This is a genomic window from Pseudoalteromonas prydzensis (assembly GCF_011050055.1).
GTDB classification, from domain to species: domain Bacteria; phylum Pseudomonadota; class Gammaproteobacteria; order Enterobacterales; family Alteromonadaceae; genus Pseudoalteromonas; species Pseudoalteromonas prydzensis_A.
Genome location: NZ_DRGM01000208.1, coordinates 1 through 19,205, shown reverse-complemented (window position 1 = coordinate 19,205; position 19,205 = coordinate 1). Strand labels below are relative to the sequence as shown.

General features: G+C 40.2%; 15 protein-coding genes and 1 CRISPR repeat array. Of the genes, 12 read left to right on the top strand and 3 right to left on the bottom strand.

From position 1 onward, the window contains the following. Positions 1–21 precede the first annotated feature (21 nt). Positions 22–1,050, top strand: coding sequence for a family 43 glycosylhydrolase (locus tag ENH88_RS21140; protein WP_304185357.1), 1,029 nt, complete (start codon positions 22–24; stop codon positions 1,048–1,050). A 55-nt stretch (positions 1,051–1,105) separates the two neighbouring features. On the opposite strand, the gene ENH88_RS21135 is transcribed toward ENH88_RS21140, so the two are convergent. The 3 genes from ENH88_RS21135 to ENH88_RS21125 form a co-directional block, all read right to left on the bottom strand. Beyond that, positions 1,106–2,320 (bottom strand): BNR-4 repeat-containing protein, encoded by a 1,215-nt coding sequence (locus ENH88_RS21135; RefSeq protein ID WP_304185355.1) that lies wholly within the window; start codon positions 2,318–2,320, stop codon positions 1,106–1,108. Between the two features lie 8 nt (positions 2,321–2,328). Next, entirely contained in the window at positions 2,329–4,338 is a 2,010-nt protein-coding gene (locus tag ENH88_RS21130; protein ID WP_304185353.1) for a glycoside hydrolase family 88 protein, read from the bottom strand. Between the two features lie 144 nt (positions 4,339–4,482). Then, complete coding sequence (locus ENH88_RS21125) at positions 4,483–6,111, bottom strand: sodium:solute symporter (RefSeq protein WP_192541350.1); 1,629 nt, start codon at positions 6,109–6,111, stop codon at positions 4,483–4,485. A 232-nt stretch (positions 6,112–6,343) separates the two neighbouring features. Between ENH88_RS21125 and ENH88_RS21120 the strand changes: the two genes are divergently transcribed. From ENH88_RS21120 to cas6f, 11 genes are all read left to right on the top strand, one after another. Further along, on the top strand, positions 6,344–7,075 hold the full coding sequence (locus tag ENH88_RS21120; RefSeq protein ID WP_304185352.1) for a FadR/GntR family transcriptional regulator: 732 nt from the start codon (positions 6,344–6,346) through the stop codon (positions 7,073–7,075). Between the two features lie 41 nt (positions 7,076–7,116). Further along, positions 7,117–7,896, top strand: a complete 780-nt coding sequence (locus ENH88_RS21115) for an SDR family NAD(P)-dependent oxidoreductase (protein WP_304185351.1) — start codon at positions 7,117–7,119, stop codon at positions 7,894–7,896. 97 nt (positions 7,897–7,993) lie between these two features. Further along, positions 7,994–8,701 (top strand): sulfite exporter TauE/SafE family protein, encoded by a 708-nt coding sequence (locus ENH88_RS21110; protein ID WP_304185350.1) that lies wholly within the window; start codon positions 7,994–7,996, stop codon positions 8,699–8,701. 53 nt (positions 8,702–8,754) lie between these two features. After that, positions 8,755–9,630 (top strand): SMP-30/gluconolactonase/LRE family protein, encoded by an 876-nt coding sequence (locus tag ENH88_RS21105; protein ID WP_304185349.1) that lies wholly within the window; start codon positions 8,755–8,757, stop codon positions 9,628–9,630. Positions 9,631–9,710: 80 nt separating this feature from the next. Beyond that, positions 9,711–10,925 (top strand): J domain-containing protein, encoded by a 1,215-nt coding sequence (locus ENH88_RS21100; RefSeq protein ID WP_304185348.1) that lies wholly within the window; start codon positions 9,711–9,713, stop codon positions 10,923–10,925. Between the two features lie 102 nt (positions 10,926–11,027). After that, entirely contained in the window at positions 11,028–11,873 is an 846-nt protein-coding gene (locus ENH88_RS21095; RefSeq protein WP_304185347.1) for a WYL domain-containing protein, read from the top strand. 100 nt (positions 11,874–11,973) lie between these two features. Further along, the gene (gene cas1f, locus ENH88_RS21090) at positions 11,974–12,942 is read left to right on the top strand and encodes a type I-F CRISPR-associated endonuclease Cas1f (protein ID WP_304185345.1); all 969 of its coding nucleotides are present in this window, start codon (positions 11,974–11,976) and stop codon (positions 12,940–12,942) included. Between the two features lie 51 nt (positions 12,943–12,993). Beyond that, entirely contained in the window at positions 12,994–15,927 is a 2,934-nt protein-coding gene (locus ENH88_RS21085) for a CRISPR-associated endonuclease Cas3'' (protein WP_304185343.1), read from the top strand. Between the two features lie 3 nt (positions 15,928–15,930). Then, positions 15,931–16,878 carry a type I-Fv CRISPR-associated protein Cas7fv gene (gene cas7fv, locus ENH88_RS21080; RefSeq protein ID WP_304185341.1) on the top strand — a complete coding sequence of 316 codons (948 nt, stop codon included), beginning with the start codon at positions 15,931–15,933 and terminating at the stop codon, positions 16,876–16,878. An 8-nt stretch (positions 16,879–16,886) separates the two neighbouring features. Next, entirely contained in the window at positions 16,887–17,897 is a 1,011-nt protein-coding gene (cas5fv, locus tag ENH88_RS21075; RefSeq protein WP_304185340.1) for a type I-Fv CRISPR-associated protein Cas5fv, read from the top strand. Positions 17,898–17,905: 8 nt separating this feature from the next. Further along, a complete protein-coding gene (cas6f, locus tag ENH88_RS21070) occupies positions 17,906–18,457 on the top strand; it encodes a type I-F CRISPR-associated endoribonuclease Cas6/Csy4 (protein ID WP_304185338.1) in 552 nt (183 codons plus the stop codon). A gap of 130 nt (positions 18,458–18,587) precedes the next feature. Further along, a CRISPR array of direct repeats spans positions 18,588–19,155; the repeat unit is 28 nt; unit sequence GTTCACTGCCGCACAGGCAGCTTAGAAA. Positions 19,156–19,205: the final 50 nt, after the last annotated feature.

Here is a 19,205-nt window from a genome sequence, read left to right as displayed (position 1 = left end):
ACAAATAACAGGATAAAAATTATGCTAAAAAAATGCGCTCTATTAGCCATTATGAGTATGTTACTTGCCATGCCAATCTTTAGTTATGCAGATGCTAACAGCAGCACCAGTGTAGCACCAATCGACAATCCAATTGTATTGCAACGTGCCGATCCTTGGCTAGTACGCGATGAAAAAACGGGTTGTTATACCTTTATTGGCACCTCTCCTAAGTTTGACGAAATAGAGCTACGCCAAGCGTGTCGACTTAATGATTTGAAACTAGCTGAGCCAAAAGTGATTTGGCAAAAAAATGCCACAGGCCCGATGAGTACCAATATTTGGGCGCCAGAGCTGCATAAAGTCGATGGCAGTTGGTATATTCATTTTGCGGCGGGTGATATTGAAAAGCCGTTTAGTATTCGCATGTATGTACTTAAAAATGACAGTGAAAATCCAATGCAAGGTAATTGGCAAGAAATGGGGCAGTTAAAAACTCATCTCGATAGCTTTTCATTGGATGCCACAACATTTAGCCATCAAGGCAAACGTTACTTAGTCTGGGCACAGCAAAATCAGCCTGCAACCTATAACTCTGCATTGTGGATTGCCGAAATGGATTCACCCACTTCGATTAAACAGCCGATTGTTGCTATAACAGAGCCGACTCTAGATTGGGAAGTACAAGGCTATAAGGTCAACGAAGGCGCTGCGGTAATGATCCGTGCAGGAAAAGTGCTACTTACGTATTCTGCCAGTGCGACCGATCATCGTTATGCGATGGGTTTATTATGGGCCGATGCTGATGCCGATTTACTCGACCCTGCAAGCTGGCATAAAAAGCAGCAGCCGATTTTTGCCAGCAATGAAGCAGCAGGGCGTTTTGGCCCTGGTCACAGTAGCTTTGTAAAAGCAGAGGATGGCGTCACCGATTTATTGATTTACCACAGCCGTGATTATAAAGAGCTACAGGGTACACCATTAACAGATCCAAACCGCCATGCGCGAGCGCGTATTATAAAGTGGGATGAAAATGGCTTTCCGGTTTTATCACCTAATAAAGCAGACTAACACAATTAAAAATGGGAGCCTTAGCTCCCTTTTAAATCAATAAGTTAAGAGGCTATTACTCAACAATAATCCCCACTGCATCTAAATAATAGTCTGTCCAACTATTATATTGTCCTTGCAACCACATAATGACTTTATGCTTGTCGGAATTGACAATCATAGGGCGTAAATTTTCATTATTTTTATCATGTGTTAACTGCTGCCACTGGATACTTTGTGTATCATCATCCAGCGCAACGTGTGCGCTAAATATTTGATGTGGCATAGCTAGCGAGTTACCAGTAGTCGGATTAACATTGCTTGAAATAACGAGATGAGTTGGATCACTCGGATCAACAGTTATAAGGCCTGTATAACTTGCTTCACGGTCGTATAAACGGCTCCCAGCGAAAGCTACTTCACGGTCGTGCCATTTATTGCCATCCCATGACGCTAAGCGATAACGCTGATCTTGGTTACTTAGGTAATACGTGTAAGCGATATGTGGATAGCCTTTATCATCAAATGAGACAGAGCTGGTCCATGCACTTTTTTCGACACTTAAGTCATGGCCACGAAAATCACCGCCGCCACCTTGAAACAGCTTTTGCGCTTGAGATGGTTTAAGTGGGCCGTCTTTTTTTAAGTTTTTAATAAAGCTGCCATCAACGTTATAAAAATTACCATCACGAAACTCAGCGTAATAAATGCTGTTACCAAAATCACGCGGGTGGGCGTCGGTAAACGATAAGCCAATGGTGTCTTTGCCATTTCCGGCATAGCGAGCATACGGTCGTTGCACACCCGGCACTTCATTTTGAATTAAATGAACGTGCTCATTGCTCCACGTGGCACCATCATCTTTAGACGTTACATAAGTCGGGTTCCAATCAATACCACGATAAAGGTTATACAGTGTTTTTTCACCTGAAAGGTCATACAAGTTCATGTAAGTCACATTGGCGGGGCTTTGTATGGTTTTCTCTTCACCCCAATTTAAAAAATCGGATGACGTTGAAATACGGTAATAATGCACTTTTTCACTATTATGGCGGGCATACACAGTTAATAGACTGCCATCTGGGCGGGTATAAAAAACCGGTGAGTTATGATCGTCATGATCAAAATCAGCTTTTAACGTGGTGCGCCCTAAAAGTTGCTGATTGTCGAGGTCATATACACCAACAGCGGCATCGCCAATCCCGTTACCGGCAACACTGCCAATAACAAGTTTTCCGTCTTGGATAATAGCGCGGGGGTCTTGGAACCAACACCAGCCCGCGTTATGCATTAAGGTTTTTACGGGGTTATTTGCGAGTTTTTTTTAGCTTCTTCACTTTCTAATAATTTATATACTTCTGTGCCTGCGGCTAAAAATGCGCCAACACCGTAAACTTCAGTGTAATCAGGGAATGAATCCCCAGGCGCTGCCCCCACAGGTTGTACAAAGCCAAGCATGCCTTCATCGGTTACGGATTTTTGCAGGGCGCGCCATGCTTTCATTAACGCTGGACGGTAAGTGACTTTATCTAAGTAACCTTGGTTGATACCCCATGCAATACCATACGTATAAAATGACGTACCGCTGGTTTCTTTTATTGGGTAACCTTCTGTTCCGCCTAATAATCCCATTGACCACGTGCCATCATCGCGTTGAATTTCGATTAAGCGTGCGGCCATTTTTTGATAAAGGTCAATGTAGAAATCACGTTGCTCCCAAGTGACCGGCAAATCTGGGATCATTAATGCAAGACCACCAAATACCCAACCATTGCCACGTGCCCAAAATACATCTTGGCCGTTTTGCTCGTTTTGCGTAAAGTAGCTTGAATCACGCCAAAACAGGTGATCTTTTTCACTCCATAATAAGTCGTATGTTACTTTATACTCTTGGTGAATAAAGTCTAAATACTTTTCTTCACCGGTAATTTTTGCTAACCGTGCCCATACCGGTGGTGCCATAAATAACGCGTCACACCAGCCCCAGCGGTCATGAGCATGGGTGCTTTCTGCTAACCAATCAAGGGTGCCGGTTTTTGGATTAGCCAAAATCCAATCAAATTGCTTACGCGTCGGTTCAAGCATTTCTGGTTGGTGAAAGTCTTCATAAAATGATAAATAAAATTGGCCAACAGTGTGGTCGTCCGCATGGTATGGGCGCTGATGTAAAGTCCACTCATTACGCTCACCAATGGCTTTTAACCAATTGGTATATTTAGGATCATCAGCGATTTTACGCCATTCATTCATACCCGTATAAAGTGCCCCATGGTGCCATTCTAAATCGTGATAGCGCTCACGGTTCATCCAATCAGGTGGATTACGTGGAATTGCACGGTAATTACCTTGCTGCTCATGATGATCTATCTGCCAATCCGCCACTTTTTTTGTTAGTGATTTTACTGAATCAGCAGTTATTTTTGCAGTGTCAGCCTTTGCTAAGTAGTTATCAGCATACGTTTGCCATGCTGGAAAACTGGTTATATTACCAGCTTTTGACCACGCAGAGCCTACATAATAGGTGATTTGACCTTGCTTATCGGTTTGTGCAATAAGTAATGCATGGCTTCTATCTTTTTGCTCAGTTTGTTGCAATATATACTGGGTATGGGTGAATTTTGGTAATGCGACAGCAGTGCCTACTTGACTATCATCAATGGCCTCCCAGGTTGTGATGGTGTCGCCTTCTGAATTAACTTTTGCAACAGCTTTGCCATCATGAGTGGTAACTCCCACCGCAACGTCTAACTGAATCGGTTGGCCATTTTGGCTAAATTGGCTTTGGGCTTTATAAAACTGATTGCCTTTTTCAAGGGTGATGCGTTTGATCTCATCAATATTCTTAGTGCTGTAATGATAAGTTAATTCAAAAACCACTTTATCGGCGGACTTTTCTATTATTGTATAGTCCGTGTAGACATTTGGCTGAATAAGTTTATCTGTGGTTTTTGCCTCAGTATCCCAAAGCGCTATTGAGCCACAACCAAGGGAAGTACCTACGTGATATGGGTCATACCCTTCGCCATGATCTTCATGATACGAAATACCTTGCTCATGGCCTTTATACCACTTATCAACAATCGGGTAATCAACCCGTTTTAACCAACAGTCCGTACCATTGTTTTCAGCGGAGTCTGTTAAAGCTGGGCCATAAACACGAAAGGCAACCTTGTCATTTTCAAACGCAAAGTCGTCCATACGCTCTGGTACATAGCGAGCATGTACGCTGGTTTGGGGTGTTTTAGTTGAGCAACTACTGAGTAATATCAGAGAACTTATAGATGCAATTTTAAGCAGTGTGTTCATCATTACCTCTTATTTGATTATTCATCAATCGGCATCGAGGCTAACAATACAAGAGGAAGCTAAATAGCCTGATTAATGAGTGTCTTTATCTGTGTGCAAAAAAAGGGGGGTGATAGCACCCCCCATAAACGTGGGAACAATTAATTTTTACCAGAAACGGTAGTAAATAAACGCAGTGATACCAATGATCCCAGCGGTATGAATGTAATCCCATTTATCTAAGCCAGCAGCGACTTCTTTTAATGTTGCTTTATCAAGGCTTGAGAAAGTTAAGCCTTTGAGCTGTTCATCACTGGCAGGTTTAGTGAAAATACTCACTACTATCATCAGCACCACAACCACTACAAACAGTAAAATACAGTAGTACAACCAGTTCATATCGGTGATCCATGCCAATGGCGAACCAGCTAAACTATCTTTAAATGGCAGTAACACTAAGCGGATCATACCCAGTACAAAGCCAGACACTAAGCCAGCAAAACCAGCAGCAGGGGTGATACGTTTACTGCATAAACCTAGTAAGAATACGGCAGCAATACCAGGGGCAATCAGTGATTGCACGCTTTGCAGGTATTCATACAGTACGTCTGCAATCAAGCTCATAATAGGTATCCACAATAAACCTAAAATAACAATGGCGACGGTTGCTAAGCGGCCCACTTTTAACAAGTGCTTTTCGCTTGATTCAGGTTTAAACTTCTTATAAAAATCGATAGTAAATAAGGTGGCTGACGAATTAAATAACGAGGCTAACGAGCTCATTAATGCGGCAACAAGACCACCAATTACAATGCCTTTAACGCCAGAAGGGAGCAGCTCGGCAACTAATGTTGGGAATGCCTGATCGGCGCTGTCATAGCTAATAATGCCTTTTGCTTTTAATGCGTAAGCGATCATCCCTGGTACTAAAAAGATAAAAATAGGCAGTAACTTTAAGTAACCTGCAAACATAGTACCGCGACGCGCTTCTTTAATGCCTTTCGCTGACAGTACTCGTTGTACAATATATTGGTCAGTACACCAGTACCAAAAACCAATAATAAATGAACCAAAAATGATACCCGGCCATGGAAACTCTGTATCAGAGGCGCTGCGAATTAAATGCATATTTACATCATTTAAACGCTCAACTTCTGACCAGCCACCGACTTTATCTAAACCAACGACTAAGATAACCACAGAGCCGATGATCAGCACTGGCGTTTGTAATACTGATGTCCACATTATCGCTTTCATGCCACCAAGTACGGTATAGATACCCGTGATCACCACTAAGGCAATGGCGGAGATCCAGAAAAAATCAATGCCCCAAATGCTCTCGATACCTAGGATTGTTTTAAAGGCAATCCCCCCAGCATAAACGGTAACCGCGACCTTAGTGAGTACATAACTGATCAGGGAAATAACCGACAAGAAAGTACGCGATTTGGAGTTAAAGCGGCGCTCTAAAAACTCCGGCATGGTATAAACTTTACTACTCCAATAAAATGGTACGAAAACCCAACCAAGTAATAATATTATCCACGATTGCATTTCCCAGTGCGCTAACGCCATACCTGATTGTGCACCCGCGCCGGATAAACCAACTAAATGCTCAGAGCCAATGTTGGAGGCAAATATTGACGCCCCAATCACTAACCAACTAGCATTACGACCCGCTAAAAAATAATCTGTAGTATCTTCTTCTTTTTGCCTCATTGAGACGACGACAACGGCTAACAACAAGACAAAAAATCCTGCCAGCACCAGCCAGTCTAGTGTACTTAATTCGATCATCTTTGATTCCATTTAAGCCCGAAATCGACTTCGGTAAATTTGTGTGTAATAAAAATATTATAATACAAATAAGTTAAATGAAAGATATTTGTTAAAAATAGTGTTGTTATAAGTTAAAGAACTTTATGAACGAAAATGACCCTACATTAATCTTGGTAAGTGATTTGTAAGATGACGCAGGAAAATTATAGTAGTATCATACAATAAGTATTTTTAAAGGAACTGTTTGTTTATGGCACGCATTGAAAATTTAAATTTGTCACAACAGGTAACCAATGAGCTAGGTAAAGCCATTATTAATGGCCATTACACAGCGGAATCAGGTTTACCTACTGAAGCAAAATTATGTGAAGAGTATGGCATTAGTCGTACTGCTATTCGTGAAGCTGTAAAAATGCTTGCAGCAAAGGGACTTATATCATCACGACCACGTCAAGGCATTCGTGTGGAGCCTGCAAATACATGGAATTTATATGATACAAGTGTTTTAAAATGGTTACTTGAAAGCAGCCCATCACTGTATGTATTAAAAGAATTTTTGCAAGTACGTTTAGCCATTGAGCCACAAGCGGCGGCACTTGCAGCAAGACGCGGTGACCAAGCGGCGATTGCCGAAATTGCCGTTGCGCTTGAAAATATGCAAGCTGCTGCTGATGCACCTGATGGCGAAATTCACGAAGCTGATTTGTCTTTTCATACTGCTATATTATTTGCCAGTGGTAATCGCTTTTTCTTCCAGTTACGTGATTTTATTCGTACCGCATTAAATGTCAGTATTCAACATACTACACCGGCCAAGGGCAGTAAAAAAGCCATTGCGGATGAACACTTTAAAGTGTACCAAGCAATTTTAAATGGTGAGCCTGAGCGTGCTAAAAATATGATGACGTACATGATTGATGAAGCTATGTCATTCATTGAAAAAGAAATTGCTGAAAAAGAGTCACAAAACGCAGCGAAATAACCATGTTTTGTTAATGAATTATCTTAATACTTAAGGAAATCATGCCAGTCTCAACATCACACACAACACGTTATCCAAGTCTCGCTGGTAAAAGTGTTTTTATTACCGGCGGTGCAACGGGCATTGGTGAAGTCATGGTAAAACGCTTTTGCGAGCAGCATGCGAAAGTGACTTTTATTGATATTGCCAAACAGCAAGGTGAGCAATTATGCCAGCAATTAGCTGGGCAATATCGCTTTGATCCACAGTATATTTACTGTGATCTTCGTGACATTGAGCAATTAAAAGCAGCCATTGAAACGACCGGTAAAACACAAGGTGAGATCAGTGTGTTGATCAACAATGCTGCTGACGATACGCGTCATGTTGCTGATAGTATGAGTGTTGAATACTGGGACGATAAATTAGCGGTTAATTTACGTCCTTGTTTTTTTTCAGCGCAAGCAGTTGCCCCGCAAATGCAGCGCATTGGCGGTGGTAGCATCATAAACATGGGCTCAGTGAGTTGGCGTATTAAGCAAACTGGCATGCCTGCTTACACCACGGCAAAAGCGGGCATTGAAGGGTTAACACGCTCATTAGCTGCAACATATGGTAAAGATAATATTCGTATTAACACCTTAGTACCTGGCTGGGTGATGACTGAACGGCAAATTACGCATTGGTTAACACCAGAAATGATTGAAAATGTTAGGCATAATCAATGTATCAATGAAACATTACAAGCTGATGATATTGTCAATGCGGCATTATTTTTAGCTGCCGATGACAGTAAAATGATGACCGCACAATCGCTCGTTATTGACGCCGGTTGGACCTAACAGGAATAAAAAAATTTACCTAACACTAATGATATTATAATATTAGAATACTATTGGCTGTATATTAGTCAAAACCAGCTTAAAAGGTAGAAATGCGTTGCCCGATATTGTACTCGTTTATTTTATATTGATCATAGGAGCATGTTTACAGTGCGTGATTGGCTTTGGACTAGGCTTACTGTGCGTGCCGATTCTATACTGGTTGATGCCAGAACTCGTGCCCGCACCGATGATCCTCAATGCCCTGTTGATCACCGCACTATTAACCGTGAAACACCGTGGCGCGATCGATATCAAACAAACCGGCTATTCTATTTTTGGTGGGGCAATAGGCGTGCTTAGCGCAGCTGCTGTTATGGTGTATGTGGACTCTGAGCAATATCGGTTGTTATTAGGTAGTTGTTTATTACTTGCTGTAGGCCTGTCTTTAACGGGTTGGTCACCTAAATTAACGATGCTATCAAACCTTGTTGCGTCTATTGCATCAGGCTTTATTGGCACTACTACCTCAGCGGGCGGCGCGCCGATGGGACTGCTTTATCAAGCACAAAATAAAGACAAAATTAAAGCAAACCTGAGTATCTTTTTCGTGTTTATCAATCTATTTGGCATTATTGCTTTATTAGTAACAGGCTCCGCTGATATGAAGGATATTGTGTTATTTTTAAAATGCTTACCTGCAATATTAATTGGTTGGGGAGCGTCGTACTTTGTTAATAATAGCATCAACGAAAAAGCCACTCGCAGATTAATTATCTTGGTCGCGAGTTTTTCAGGCCTAGCGCTTATTTTTATTCACCGTTAATATGTTAGCCTCCAATATGGTTTTAAATTAGGTTAGCTTTAAATTAGGTGTTTATGGCAATTAGCGCAATAAAAATGATCATCCCTTGCCAATGCTTACTTGGCGAAGGCCCTTATTTCAGTCGTACTTTTAACTGCTTGTTTTGGGTTGATATTTTAAGCAAAGTTCTGTATCGCTTTGATTGCACACAGCAAATATTACACACTGTGCAAATGCCTGAGTCTATCTGTTGGCTGATGGAAAGCCACGATCAACAGCTTATCGCTGGGTTTGAAAATGCCATTTACTACCTCGACAGCAACACCCTGCAAAGAACATCGCTGTATTGCCAACTAAATGAGCCCGAAGGCAATCGTTTAAATGACGCCAAAACTGATCGCAACGGCAATTTGTTTTTTGGCACTATGGATAAGCTTGAGCAACAAAACTTGGGTTCATTGTATCGACTTGGCAATGGTAAAAGCTTGCAAAAAGTTGATAGCAATTATGTGATCAGTAATGGCCCTGCAATTAGTAAAGATGGTCGCACACTTTATTCAACAGAATCCTCAACTCAGACTATTTATCAATTTGATTTAAATGCCCAAGGTGAGCTTAGCAACAAACGCGTATTCGTAAAATTTGACCAGACAATGGGTTTTCCCGATGGCATGACAGTCGATAACGACAATCACTTATGGGTCGCGTCATGGAATGGTCATGGCCTTTATCGTTTTTGTGAAAATGGCACTCTTGTGCATTTTTATCGACTCCCCGCACCTAGGATCACCAGCCTCACTTTTTTTGGCGATGATCTAACAACCATCGCCGTTACCTCCGCCCGCATTGGTCTTGAACCTGAGGTACTAACACAATATCCCTACAGCGGCGCTGTATTTATTTTACAAGCCGATATACAAGGAATAGCAGAAACGCCCGCGCAGCTGTGAGCACAATCAGTCAAGGCGTCTTTTTTAGTGCCAGGATAAAATGTTAGTATGTCAGTATATATTTGCATAAATGAGCCGCTATGAAAGCAAACACTACTTTTTTACAAAATGTAAAACAATCAACCACAGCAAAGCCAAGCTCTGAGTTAGAACTATTATGGCAACGCATAGAAAAACACACTAAGCGCAACGCTAATTTTGATACTAAAAAGCAAGGTTTATTTACTCAGTTCAAAGAACAAGTAGAGCCGCATGAGCAGTATCAAGCACAGATGATTGCACAGCAAGTTATTCATTTAAGTCAATTTATTCCACGTAAGAGCTTAACTGTTGAGCAGCGAAGTGAATTGGTGGATTGGATAAATGCAGATTTAGATTATCTATCAAATCACCCGTTTACAGGTGACTTAGATATGGCTGCAATATCACATACATTTCGCTCACAGCTGGATAAGCACAACCAAGCCGCGGTAAACGAGATTCCCGCATCTGAGTTGAATATGTTCAGGGCCATGCTACAGCAAGATTTTCCTGGTTTAGAATTAACCGATGAACAATTAAAGGAAATTACGCTTGATCCTAAACTGCTTTATCAACACTTAGATGAACAAGGCTTGGGTGATAACGCAGAGCATGAGCCGAACAGCACTGATGAAGCGTTTAATGCCGGCGATGCGTATAGCGATGATGAAGATTGGGATGACTTTTTTGACCAATATGAACATTTTGATCGTGATGAAATTAAACAACAAAAGACAAACTCAAAATTAGAAAAACTCTTTAAGAGTTCGCAATTAAACAAAATGTATAAACGTTTAGCGTCAAAATTGCACCCCGATAAAGAGCCAGATCCAGCAAAAAAAGCTGAAAAACACCAGTTAATGCAACAACTCGGCGAAGCACGCAAAGCAAAAGACGGCTTTACCTTATTGCAGCTTTATATAACGCATTTTGACGACGATGTAGACTTTGACGAAGAAACCAAAGCAAACCTAGTACCGTTACTGCAAAATAAAATAGCTGAGTTAAATGCGCTTCATCGCAGGCAAAAACAAGGCAACGATGAACATACACTGGTATGGCGCAAGTTTAACGGCCGTAGTAAAGCACAGATCAAAGAAAACTTTGCAAATCATATAGCAGCTTTAAATAATGAATGTGATGAAATTGCAGAGCGCTTAGGCTATTGCACAACCGTAAAATTACTCAAAGAAGAGCTAAACGATCGGATTTTAGACAAACGCCATATGCCAGCATCTTTTCAAGCCGCGCTCGAAAGTATGTTTAATTTTTGATCTAAAACAAACCATTCACGCAGAAAAGGAATTCTGCTTGTAAACAATAGTTTTTCTGATAACTTATGTTAACAACAATAAAAATAATAGTGCAGGGAATGCATGACCCCACAATTTGATTATATTTGCCAACGTCGTTTTCACTTTATTGAACTAATCGTACATTGGGAAGGGCGGTTAACGACCAACCACTTGCAAAAACATTTTGCTATTAGTCGTTCAAGTGCTTCTAACATCATTCAAGATTACGTTAGGTTTCACCCCGATTTCTTACGCTACAATAGTTCGCTTAAAGGTTATCAAGCGACTGAATATTTTAACCCTTGCTTAAATGAGTTAGACCTAAGTGCATACTTAAAAATCGCTAAGCAAAGTGAAGATACGGTCAGTTTGCAGCAGTTCACTTGGCTCAATTCACCACTTGCTGATATTGCCCCTAAAAAAGTACGGGGTGTATTACAAGCACTTAATAGCCAATTAAGAGTGGATGTAGGTTACGCATCGGTATCGAGCACTGATTTTGAATCACGCATAATAAGCCCGCATAATCTAGTGTTTGATGGTATGCGCTGGCATGTACGCGCCTATTGCGAGAAAAATCGCGACTTCAGAGACTTTGTACTGACCCGTTTTAATGGCGAATATGAATTTGAAGGTAATGCCGAATATGACCAAAGTCACGACACATTATGGCAAACACAATTAGACGTTGTTATTGAACCTGATCCACGTTTAACCCCAGAGCGAGCCCACATTATTGCGCTTGATCACCAAATGAGCAAGCAGCCAAATGGCCGTTACCAACGTACAATAAACGTACGCGCCGCATTATTACTCTACTTGTTAAAGCAATTACACCTAGACAGCTACCAAGCCAAACCCGAAGCCCAGCAAATTATACTCAGCCCAGAATGTTTAGAGGCACTAAAACCCTATATGGCATGGTGATTTAAAACATGCGTAAAAGATCAGCAGGTGATAAATGTACAGTGTTGTTGAAATGTTTAAGCAGCCTTAAAGTGAGTAAACTCAAAAAATAGGAATTGGCATGGAAAACTTTAGCCCATCAGATTTAAAGGCAATTTTACATTCAAAGCGAGCGAATATTTATTATTTGGAATATTGCCGGGTAATGCAAAAAGATGGCCGCGTGCTTTACTTGACTGAAAGTAGTAAAGAGAATCTTTATTTTAATATTCCTATCGCCAATACTACCGTTATTCTATTAGGGAATGGCACATCAATAACCCAAGCCGCTATGCGAATGTTAGCCCAAGCAGGTGTATTAGTTGGGTTTAGTGGCGGAGGAGCAACGCCACTTTATATGGGATGTGAAATTGAATGGATGACACCACAAAGTGAATACAGACCTACCGAATATTTACAAGGTTGGATGCAATTTTGGTTTGATGATGAAAAGCGTTTAGCAGCGGCAAAAACGTTTCAGCAAGCGCGTATCAACTTTTTACAAAAAGTGTGGCAAAAAGATCGAGACTTAAAAAACGAAGGGTTTGACTTTAATAACGAGCGGATACAAAACGCGTTAGATACATTCCATACCCGAACAGATGCCGCAAGAAAACAATCCGACTTACTACTCACTGAAGCACAACTAACTAAAGCACTTTATAAATTTGCTGCAAATAGCACGAATACTGAAAACTTTACCCGACAACATCAAAGTACCGACTTAGCCAATGACTTTTTAAATCATGGCAACTACTTAGCTTATGGTCTTGCCGCGAGTTGTTTGTGGGTGTTAGGCATACCTCATGGTTTTGCCGTTATGCACGGAAAAACCAGACGCGGGGCTTTAGTGTTTGACATTGCCGACTTAATAAAAGACGCATTAGTACTACCTTGGGCATTTATTTGCGCCAAAGAAAACGCCACCGAGCAAGAATTTCGCCAACAAATACTACAAGCCTTTACCGATCATAAAGCACTCGATTTTATGTTCGATACGGTAAAAAGCATCGCTCTGGCAGATGAGTTGGGAGTTGATGAACATGCTTAACCTTATTGTAGGTCGTGCTTTAGCGCGTCAAAGTGCAGAAGGCATAATGCCATGATGGTCACTTTTATATCGCAATGCGAAAAAAATGCCTTAAAGAAAACCCGCCGCGTACTCGATGCCTTTGCCAACCGCATAGGCGACAACACCTGGCAAACCCTGATCACCGAAGACGGCCTATTAACCGTTAAAAAAATGCTCCGCAAAACCGCCAGCAAAAGCACCGCCGTAAGCTGCCACTGGATCAGAAGTCGTTCACGTAGCCAGTTTTTGTGGGTGGTGGGGTCAAAATCAAAATTTAATGAGCAGGGCGTAGTGCCTGTTAATACAACAGCAAAAGAGGTTATTATGGATGTCATTACCGATAAACCAAAAACAGGTGTGCTTTATGCCAATACAAAATTGCAGCCCTTATCAGAACACTTGTTTGCAGTTGGATATTTTGCAGAGCAATTACATAAAAAGTTATTTCCTGAGAGCACACAATTTACAGCTGTGAATTTCATAGCAGGTTGCCTTCATGACTTAGGGAAAATAGATCCTAAATTTCAAGAATGGGTTACTAATCCTAAAAAGAAGAACTATGTGCCTGAAGATGGACAGCATATCGATGACGCTAAATTTAGTTTTGAAAAGCACCCTAGGCATAATGAAGTGTCTTTATTGCTTTACCATCTTCTAGACAGTGTTGAATTAAAAACAATTAACCTAAGTAATAAAGAATCCATAAAACATGCTATCTATTGGCATCATGCTAAGCCATACCGTAAAGATAAAGATAGTTTTACAACTTATAAAGATATTGGAAAAAAGCTAATAGCTAATCAAAAAGGTGTTTTACTGCACGATATTTTAGGCCAAGCACAAGCCTTATTAAGCCAAGTCATGGGGATAGACAAAAAGTATCGCTCAGCAGCAATCTCAGCTTTGGGAAAAGCTTTCAATAATGAAGCAGTTGCAGAGCAGGAGTTTACCATTTCAAGCTCTTTTTATACGCCTAGTTACAAAGAGTATGAACTAGAAGAGACTATTTCAGCAAATCGTAGTAACGTAAAAATAAACGCGTTAAATAATATTGTAAGGACATGTGTTATCACTGCCGACAGAATTATTTCAGCCTTGAGTGCGGCAGAGTTACACGAAGCTATATTACAGCATACCCTTGATGAAAAGGTGAGTGAGCTACTAGAGGTCGATTCTACTCTTACCTCAAATATTGAAACTTGTCTAAGTGCGTTTTATCCTAATAGTAAGCGCAGTATTAAGCAAAGTTATATTGCGAAGCAGTTAACCAGTGCTGAGAATGTTGCAGTATTAGCGGGTGCTGCAGGTTGTGGTAAGACTAAAATAGCGTTGGAGTGGGCAAAGCTACAAGGCGCAAAACGTATTATTTGGGTCTGCCCACGAGTACAAGTCTGCCAAGGCTTGTTTTATGAATTAACCTCAGAACAATATCTACCTAATAGTACGATCGAAATAAACACAGGTGAGTTTAAATTTCAAAACCAATGGGATAATCCGATCCCTGAAGGTGAAAACTTCTCTGGTGATATTGTGATTACCACGATAGACCAAATTTTGGGTTCCGTAATTAGCCACACAAATGCTAATACACTCATCGATTTTTTAAATAACCACGTTGTTTTTGATGAGTTCCATGAATACGTAAATATGCCCGCGTTTAACTTGCTTTTTGCAGAGTTGATCACGGCTAAAAAAATTAAAGAACAGCAAGCTAATACTTTATTAGTGTCTGCTACTCCTCATTATGTATTTGTTGAAGAGTTACTTGGTATTCACCCCGATGACATCATAGAAATGCCATCGTTTAATCAAAGCCAGTACCAACTCGATTTTAAAATATTTGACGATACCAAGCTTGATGACAGCAACCCATTATTTACCCCGCAAAGTGACTGCACCTTTGTTATTAGCAATATGGCACTCACTGCACAAAATGGTTTTATCAATAACCAGCATAATGAAAATGCAGTATTGTTACACTCTAAATTTATTAAAAGCGATAAGCAAAAATGGTTCGAGGAAGTTTTTGAATCATATAAACGTGGTGGTACACGTAAATTTGAAGTGCTACGAAGCGGCCCTATTGTTCAGGCGTCATTAAATATCAGCTGTGATTACATGGTCGCAGAAATAACCAATGCTGAAGATTGTCTACAACGGTTAGGGCGACTAGATCGATTTGGTGAAAACGAAGATGTTAATATTTATACCTTAGCAGTGCCAGAATCCATTGCAGCCTCAAAAGGTAATAGCCCAGCATCACGTTTCTTATCAAAGTTACATGTACTTAAATCTGTGCGTGAATGGTATCAATATTTATCTAATTCATTAGATGGTAAGGCGTTCAAGTTACCTGAAATTTATGCACTTTATAAAAATTTTCACCGTTTTGAGGTTACCAAACAATATATCGAAAGTGATTTAGTAGCAGCACTCAAAGCAAGTGTTACAAAAATCAAAGCGAAGATTATTGACCCCATTATTGTTCCACCTAAAAAGAGCAAAGAAAAGAAACGCAGTAAAATTAGCAAAGGCTCACTGCGTGGAGATAATCGTTTTGTGCAAATGGCCGTTGTTGATTTGAGTCAACCAGAACAGCAATACCTCGAACAATATGCATACACAATACCACTCGATGATGAAACTGATGTTGATAATTTAACCTATTCAACCAATGCGATTCGAGGCTTTGAGCAAAGCGATAAAGACTTGCTTTCGCACATGTTCAAAAAGCACCACAACATTATGGGTGGCATCAAGCCATATAATGATAATGCGTTACTTAATGACGCTCGCGACCCAGAGTTACCCATTTATTTAAGTTATACCACCAACGATTTGCTAGCAGTGGGCGGTGAAAGCGCGCGCCATCCACATGCAGTTTATTATGCTGTATGTGATAAACAACCTATAGGCGCAATGTCAATTAAACAAATTAATCAAACAACAGAAGATGAGGAATAAATCATGGAAAAAGTAACTGGAATTAAAAGTGTTGATTTCAAAATTAAAGCAATAGGTCATGGTGTTGTGAATTGGAATGGGCCAACAACATTAACGGGTGATAGTGGTAAGACTGTTGACAACCATACTCTTCCAAAGCTTAGAGGTTATACAAACTTAACAGGAAAGATAAAGGATGAAACGGGCTACAAATACAAAAAAGAGGCAACCGATATTGATTTTAAAAAAACACCGTTATACATAAGTCAAAACTGTATTCGTCATCACCTTTTTAAGGATCAAGCATTTGACTTACATTTTGCTGCAGATAAAAATTTAGAGAAAGTTCTAGCTTCAATTACAGGACTTATTCGTGGTTATGTTGTCCCTTCAAGTCAATGTAAAAGGACAAGTCCTTTACTTATAGAAGATTTTGTAGATCAATTGGGCAACGGCAACTTTGAGCAGTTTGGTCAGGCAGGTGAGCGTGACAACTCATCATTTTTCTCTAAAACGACATTTGGTGATACAGAGTATATTTCTTATGGTTCTATCAGCATCGAACAATTGCAATTTATTTCGTTAGATAAAAAGTTTGATCGTGCCAGTATGATTATAAAAGAAGGTCAAGGCGAAAAAATTGCAGCAACTGTGCAAAACTTTATCCAAGAATTAAACCCATCATTAAATCCAGTCGCGACTTTCCACAATAACTACGTTCGCAAAGGCACTATTTTCGAAGAAGGTGAGTGTGGCATTTTGCTAAATGATCATGCAGTTCAGGCAATTATTGAGCACACTTTGTCACGCATTACTGACTTAAGTATTCGCCAAGCTAAGGGTTATATGTATGTTGATGAAATTACTGTTGACTATAACGATAGCCATAAAATGATGCGTATTAAGCGTGATGAGTCTGAAATTGTTGCTGAACCACAATCGCAGTACGCCCAATATTTCTACGCGAAGTAGGTGGTAATATGAAAATAATGATTGATTATGATTCATGTTGGCGTAACTCATTTTTAGGTGGCTCCAATAATGAGCCTCTGCCTAAAAGAGGCAGAGAGTTTTTAGGCTCTATGACCAACCTTAAAAAAGAGGGTAATTTTATAGTTTGTGAAAATACATTAGATACTGTAATGGGGCTATTAAATCGATTAATTGGAGATCAGCGTAAGCTCTATCAGGCACGCAGCAAAATGTACGAAGATACTTACTATTTTGAAGATCTAGAAAGTAAGGTGACTTTTACGGATAAACCACAATTGACTAATGAAATGACATTTATCCGCAACATGAATGGCAGTACAGATCAAAACTCATTCACAGGGATGATTAAAGTGACAGATCCAGTTTTTACGTCAGATTATTCGTCATTATTTTGGAGTGTACTAGGTTTAGATCTTTCAACACTATGCAACTTTATAGTTGATGATTTAGAAATTGAAGAAAATATACAACTTGATCCGCTTAGTATTATGAGTCGCTTAGAGCTTTTAAATAAAGAGAAACCACAGGAAAATGAAGGTGAAGTTGCAAAGGCTGTTGATTTACTTAGAACGGTTTTTCCTGACATCGAATATTTTACTAAAAAAGGACAAGTCATGACTGTTAGTCTTTATTGTTCAGCGCTGTACTTACAATTAGCGCGTTTAGAAGGAAAATATGATATGGCTTCTGCAAAAACTAAAGCGGGTGGAATTAGTGGTATTTCAAAACGGGGCTTTACTAAGAAAGACTTCATGGATCGTTATACAACGGGGCCAAAAAAAACTATTTGGGGTAATCCTTTTATTAAAAAGGAGAAAATAAAAGGGCAAGGGGAGGTCACTTCCATGATGACTAAAGCCAGTGGCCAGCTCGAAATCGTTATTGATGTAGATCGTGATAAAGGTCTTGAAATTAAGACGCTAATTGAGAATGCAGGTATATCGAGTTTTTACTTAGGTAAAAAAGGCCTTGCCTATGTTTCAAATATTCGAGTTTAGGAGGATGCATGAATTCTTATATTGAACTACAACTAAAACCTGATGCTGAAATGCGAGAAGCAGAACTTAGCAGTAAAGTGTTTACCAAGTTTCATAAAGCGCTTGTACAATTAAAAACAAATCAAATAGGTATTAGTTTCCCAAAAGCGCATTTAAAACTCGGTAGGGTATTTCGTATTCACGGTGAAGCAAGTTTGCTAAATGACTTTCAAGGTTTAAACTGGTTAGGGCCATTAAGTGGCTATTGTCAACAAAGTGATATTTTACCTGTCCCTGAAAATACCCAGTATCGTGTTATTTTTGAAAAGAGAAGTAATTTAAGTAAAGCAAAACTAAGGCGCTTGATTGCTAGAGGTAGTATCGACAAAGAGGGGGAAAAACGATACAAGGTGAAAATGTTAAGCCAAGGCTTTGATAATCCTTATCTAGATTTGTTTAGTAGTTCGACGGAGCAGGTACATCGTAAATTTTTTGCGTTTAGTGAGATTAAAGACGAACCAAATAGCGGTACGTTTAACACTTATGGTCTAAGTAACACCGCCACGATACCTTGGTTTTAACCCTTTATTTTTGCTCTTTAAAAATATGATATAAAAACAGCAAGTTACAATAGGTCATTTTTTATAAGGTAAAATTAGCATATTTACCCTAACGGCCTGTTGTAACTTATTTTTATGCTGATATTCTATAGTTCACTGCCGCACAGGCAGCTTAGAAAGGTGAGTGTTGCCAAAGCTCAGTTAAGGCATCGTTCACTGCCGCACAGGCAGCTTAGAAAGCAACATCATTACGCAAATTCCTAACAAGCTGGTTCACTGCCGCACAGGCAGCTTAGAAATTCTTTGCTATAAAGCGCTCTATCTTCAAGCTGTTCACTGCCGCACAGGCAGCTTAGAAAATTGTGCTGTGGCTCGCTTACAATCCCGTCACGTTCACTGCCGCACAGGCAGCTTAGAAAATTCATCATTAATTGAATATGCATACTCAGTAGTTCACTGCCGCACAGGCAGCTTAGAAAACCAAAGGCATCAAGAACAACATCACCCTCGCGTTCACTGCCGCACAGGCAGCTTAGAAAGCTCGAGCTGTATCGCGTATCGCTAAAGTGGCGTTCACTGCCGCACAGGCAGCTTAGAAATGTTGTACTCGTCCGGCACCGTTTGCAACCTCGTTCACTGCCGCACAGGCAGCTTAGAAAGTTCTACGTGTACGTAGGCGCAGCAACGTTCCGTTCACTGCCGCACAGGCAGCTTAGAAAGCGTTAAGTTGCTATCAATTAATGGCAGAACGGTTCACTGCCGCACAGGC

Bases quoted from the DNA above. Each gene is read 5' to 3' on its own strand.
- ENH88_RS21140 (WP_304185357.1), top strand. From the start codon at position 22: ATGCTAAAAAAATGCGCTCTATTAGCCATTATGAGTATGTTACTTGCC.
- ENH88_RS21135 (WP_304185355.1), bottom strand. From the start codon at position 2,320: ATGCATAACGCGGGCTGGTGTTGGTTCCAAGACCCCCGCGCTATTATC.
- ENH88_RS21130 (WP_304185353.1), bottom strand. From the start codon at position 4,338: ATGATGAACACACTGCTTAAAATTGCATCTATAAGTTCTCTGATATTA.
- ENH88_RS21125 (WP_192541350.1), bottom strand. From the start codon at position 6,111: ATGATCGAATTAAGTACACTAGACTGGCTGGTGCTGGCAGGATTTTTT.
- ENH88_RS21120 (WP_304185352.1), top strand. From the start codon at position 6,344: ATGGCACGCATTGAAAATTTAAATTTGTCACAACAGGTAACCAATGAG.
- ENH88_RS21115 (WP_304185351.1), top strand. From the start codon at position 7,117: ATGCCAGTCTCAACATCACACACAACACGTTATCCAAGTCTCGCTGGT.
- ENH88_RS21105 (WP_304185349.1), top strand. From the start codon at position 8,755: ATGGCAATTAGCGCAATAAAAATGATCATCCCTTGCCAATGCTTACTT.
- ENH88_RS21100 (WP_304185348.1), top strand. From the start codon at position 9,711: ATGAAAGCAAACACTACTTTTTTACAAAATGTAAAACAATCAACCACA.
- ENH88_RS21095 (WP_304185347.1), top strand. From the start codon at position 11,028: ATGACCCCACAATTTGATTATATTTGCCAACGTCGTTTTCACTTTATT.
- cas1f (WP_304185345.1), top strand. From the start codon at position 11,974: ATGGAAAACTTTAGCCCATCAGATTTAAAGGCAATTTTACATTCAAAG.
- ENH88_RS21085 (WP_304185343.1), top strand. From the start codon at position 12,994: ATGATGGTCACTTTTATATCGCAATGCGAAAAAAATGCCTTAAAGAAA.
- cas7fv (WP_304185341.1), top strand. From the start codon at position 15,931: ATGGAAAAAGTAACTGGAATTAAAAGTGTTGATTTCAAAATTAAAGCA.
- cas5fv (WP_304185340.1), top strand. From the start codon at position 16,887: ATGAAAATAATGATTGATTATGATTCATGTTGGCGTAACTCATTTTTA.
- cas6f (WP_304185338.1), top strand. From the start codon at position 17,906: ATGAATTCTTATATTGAACTACAACTAAAACCTGATGCTGAAATGCGA.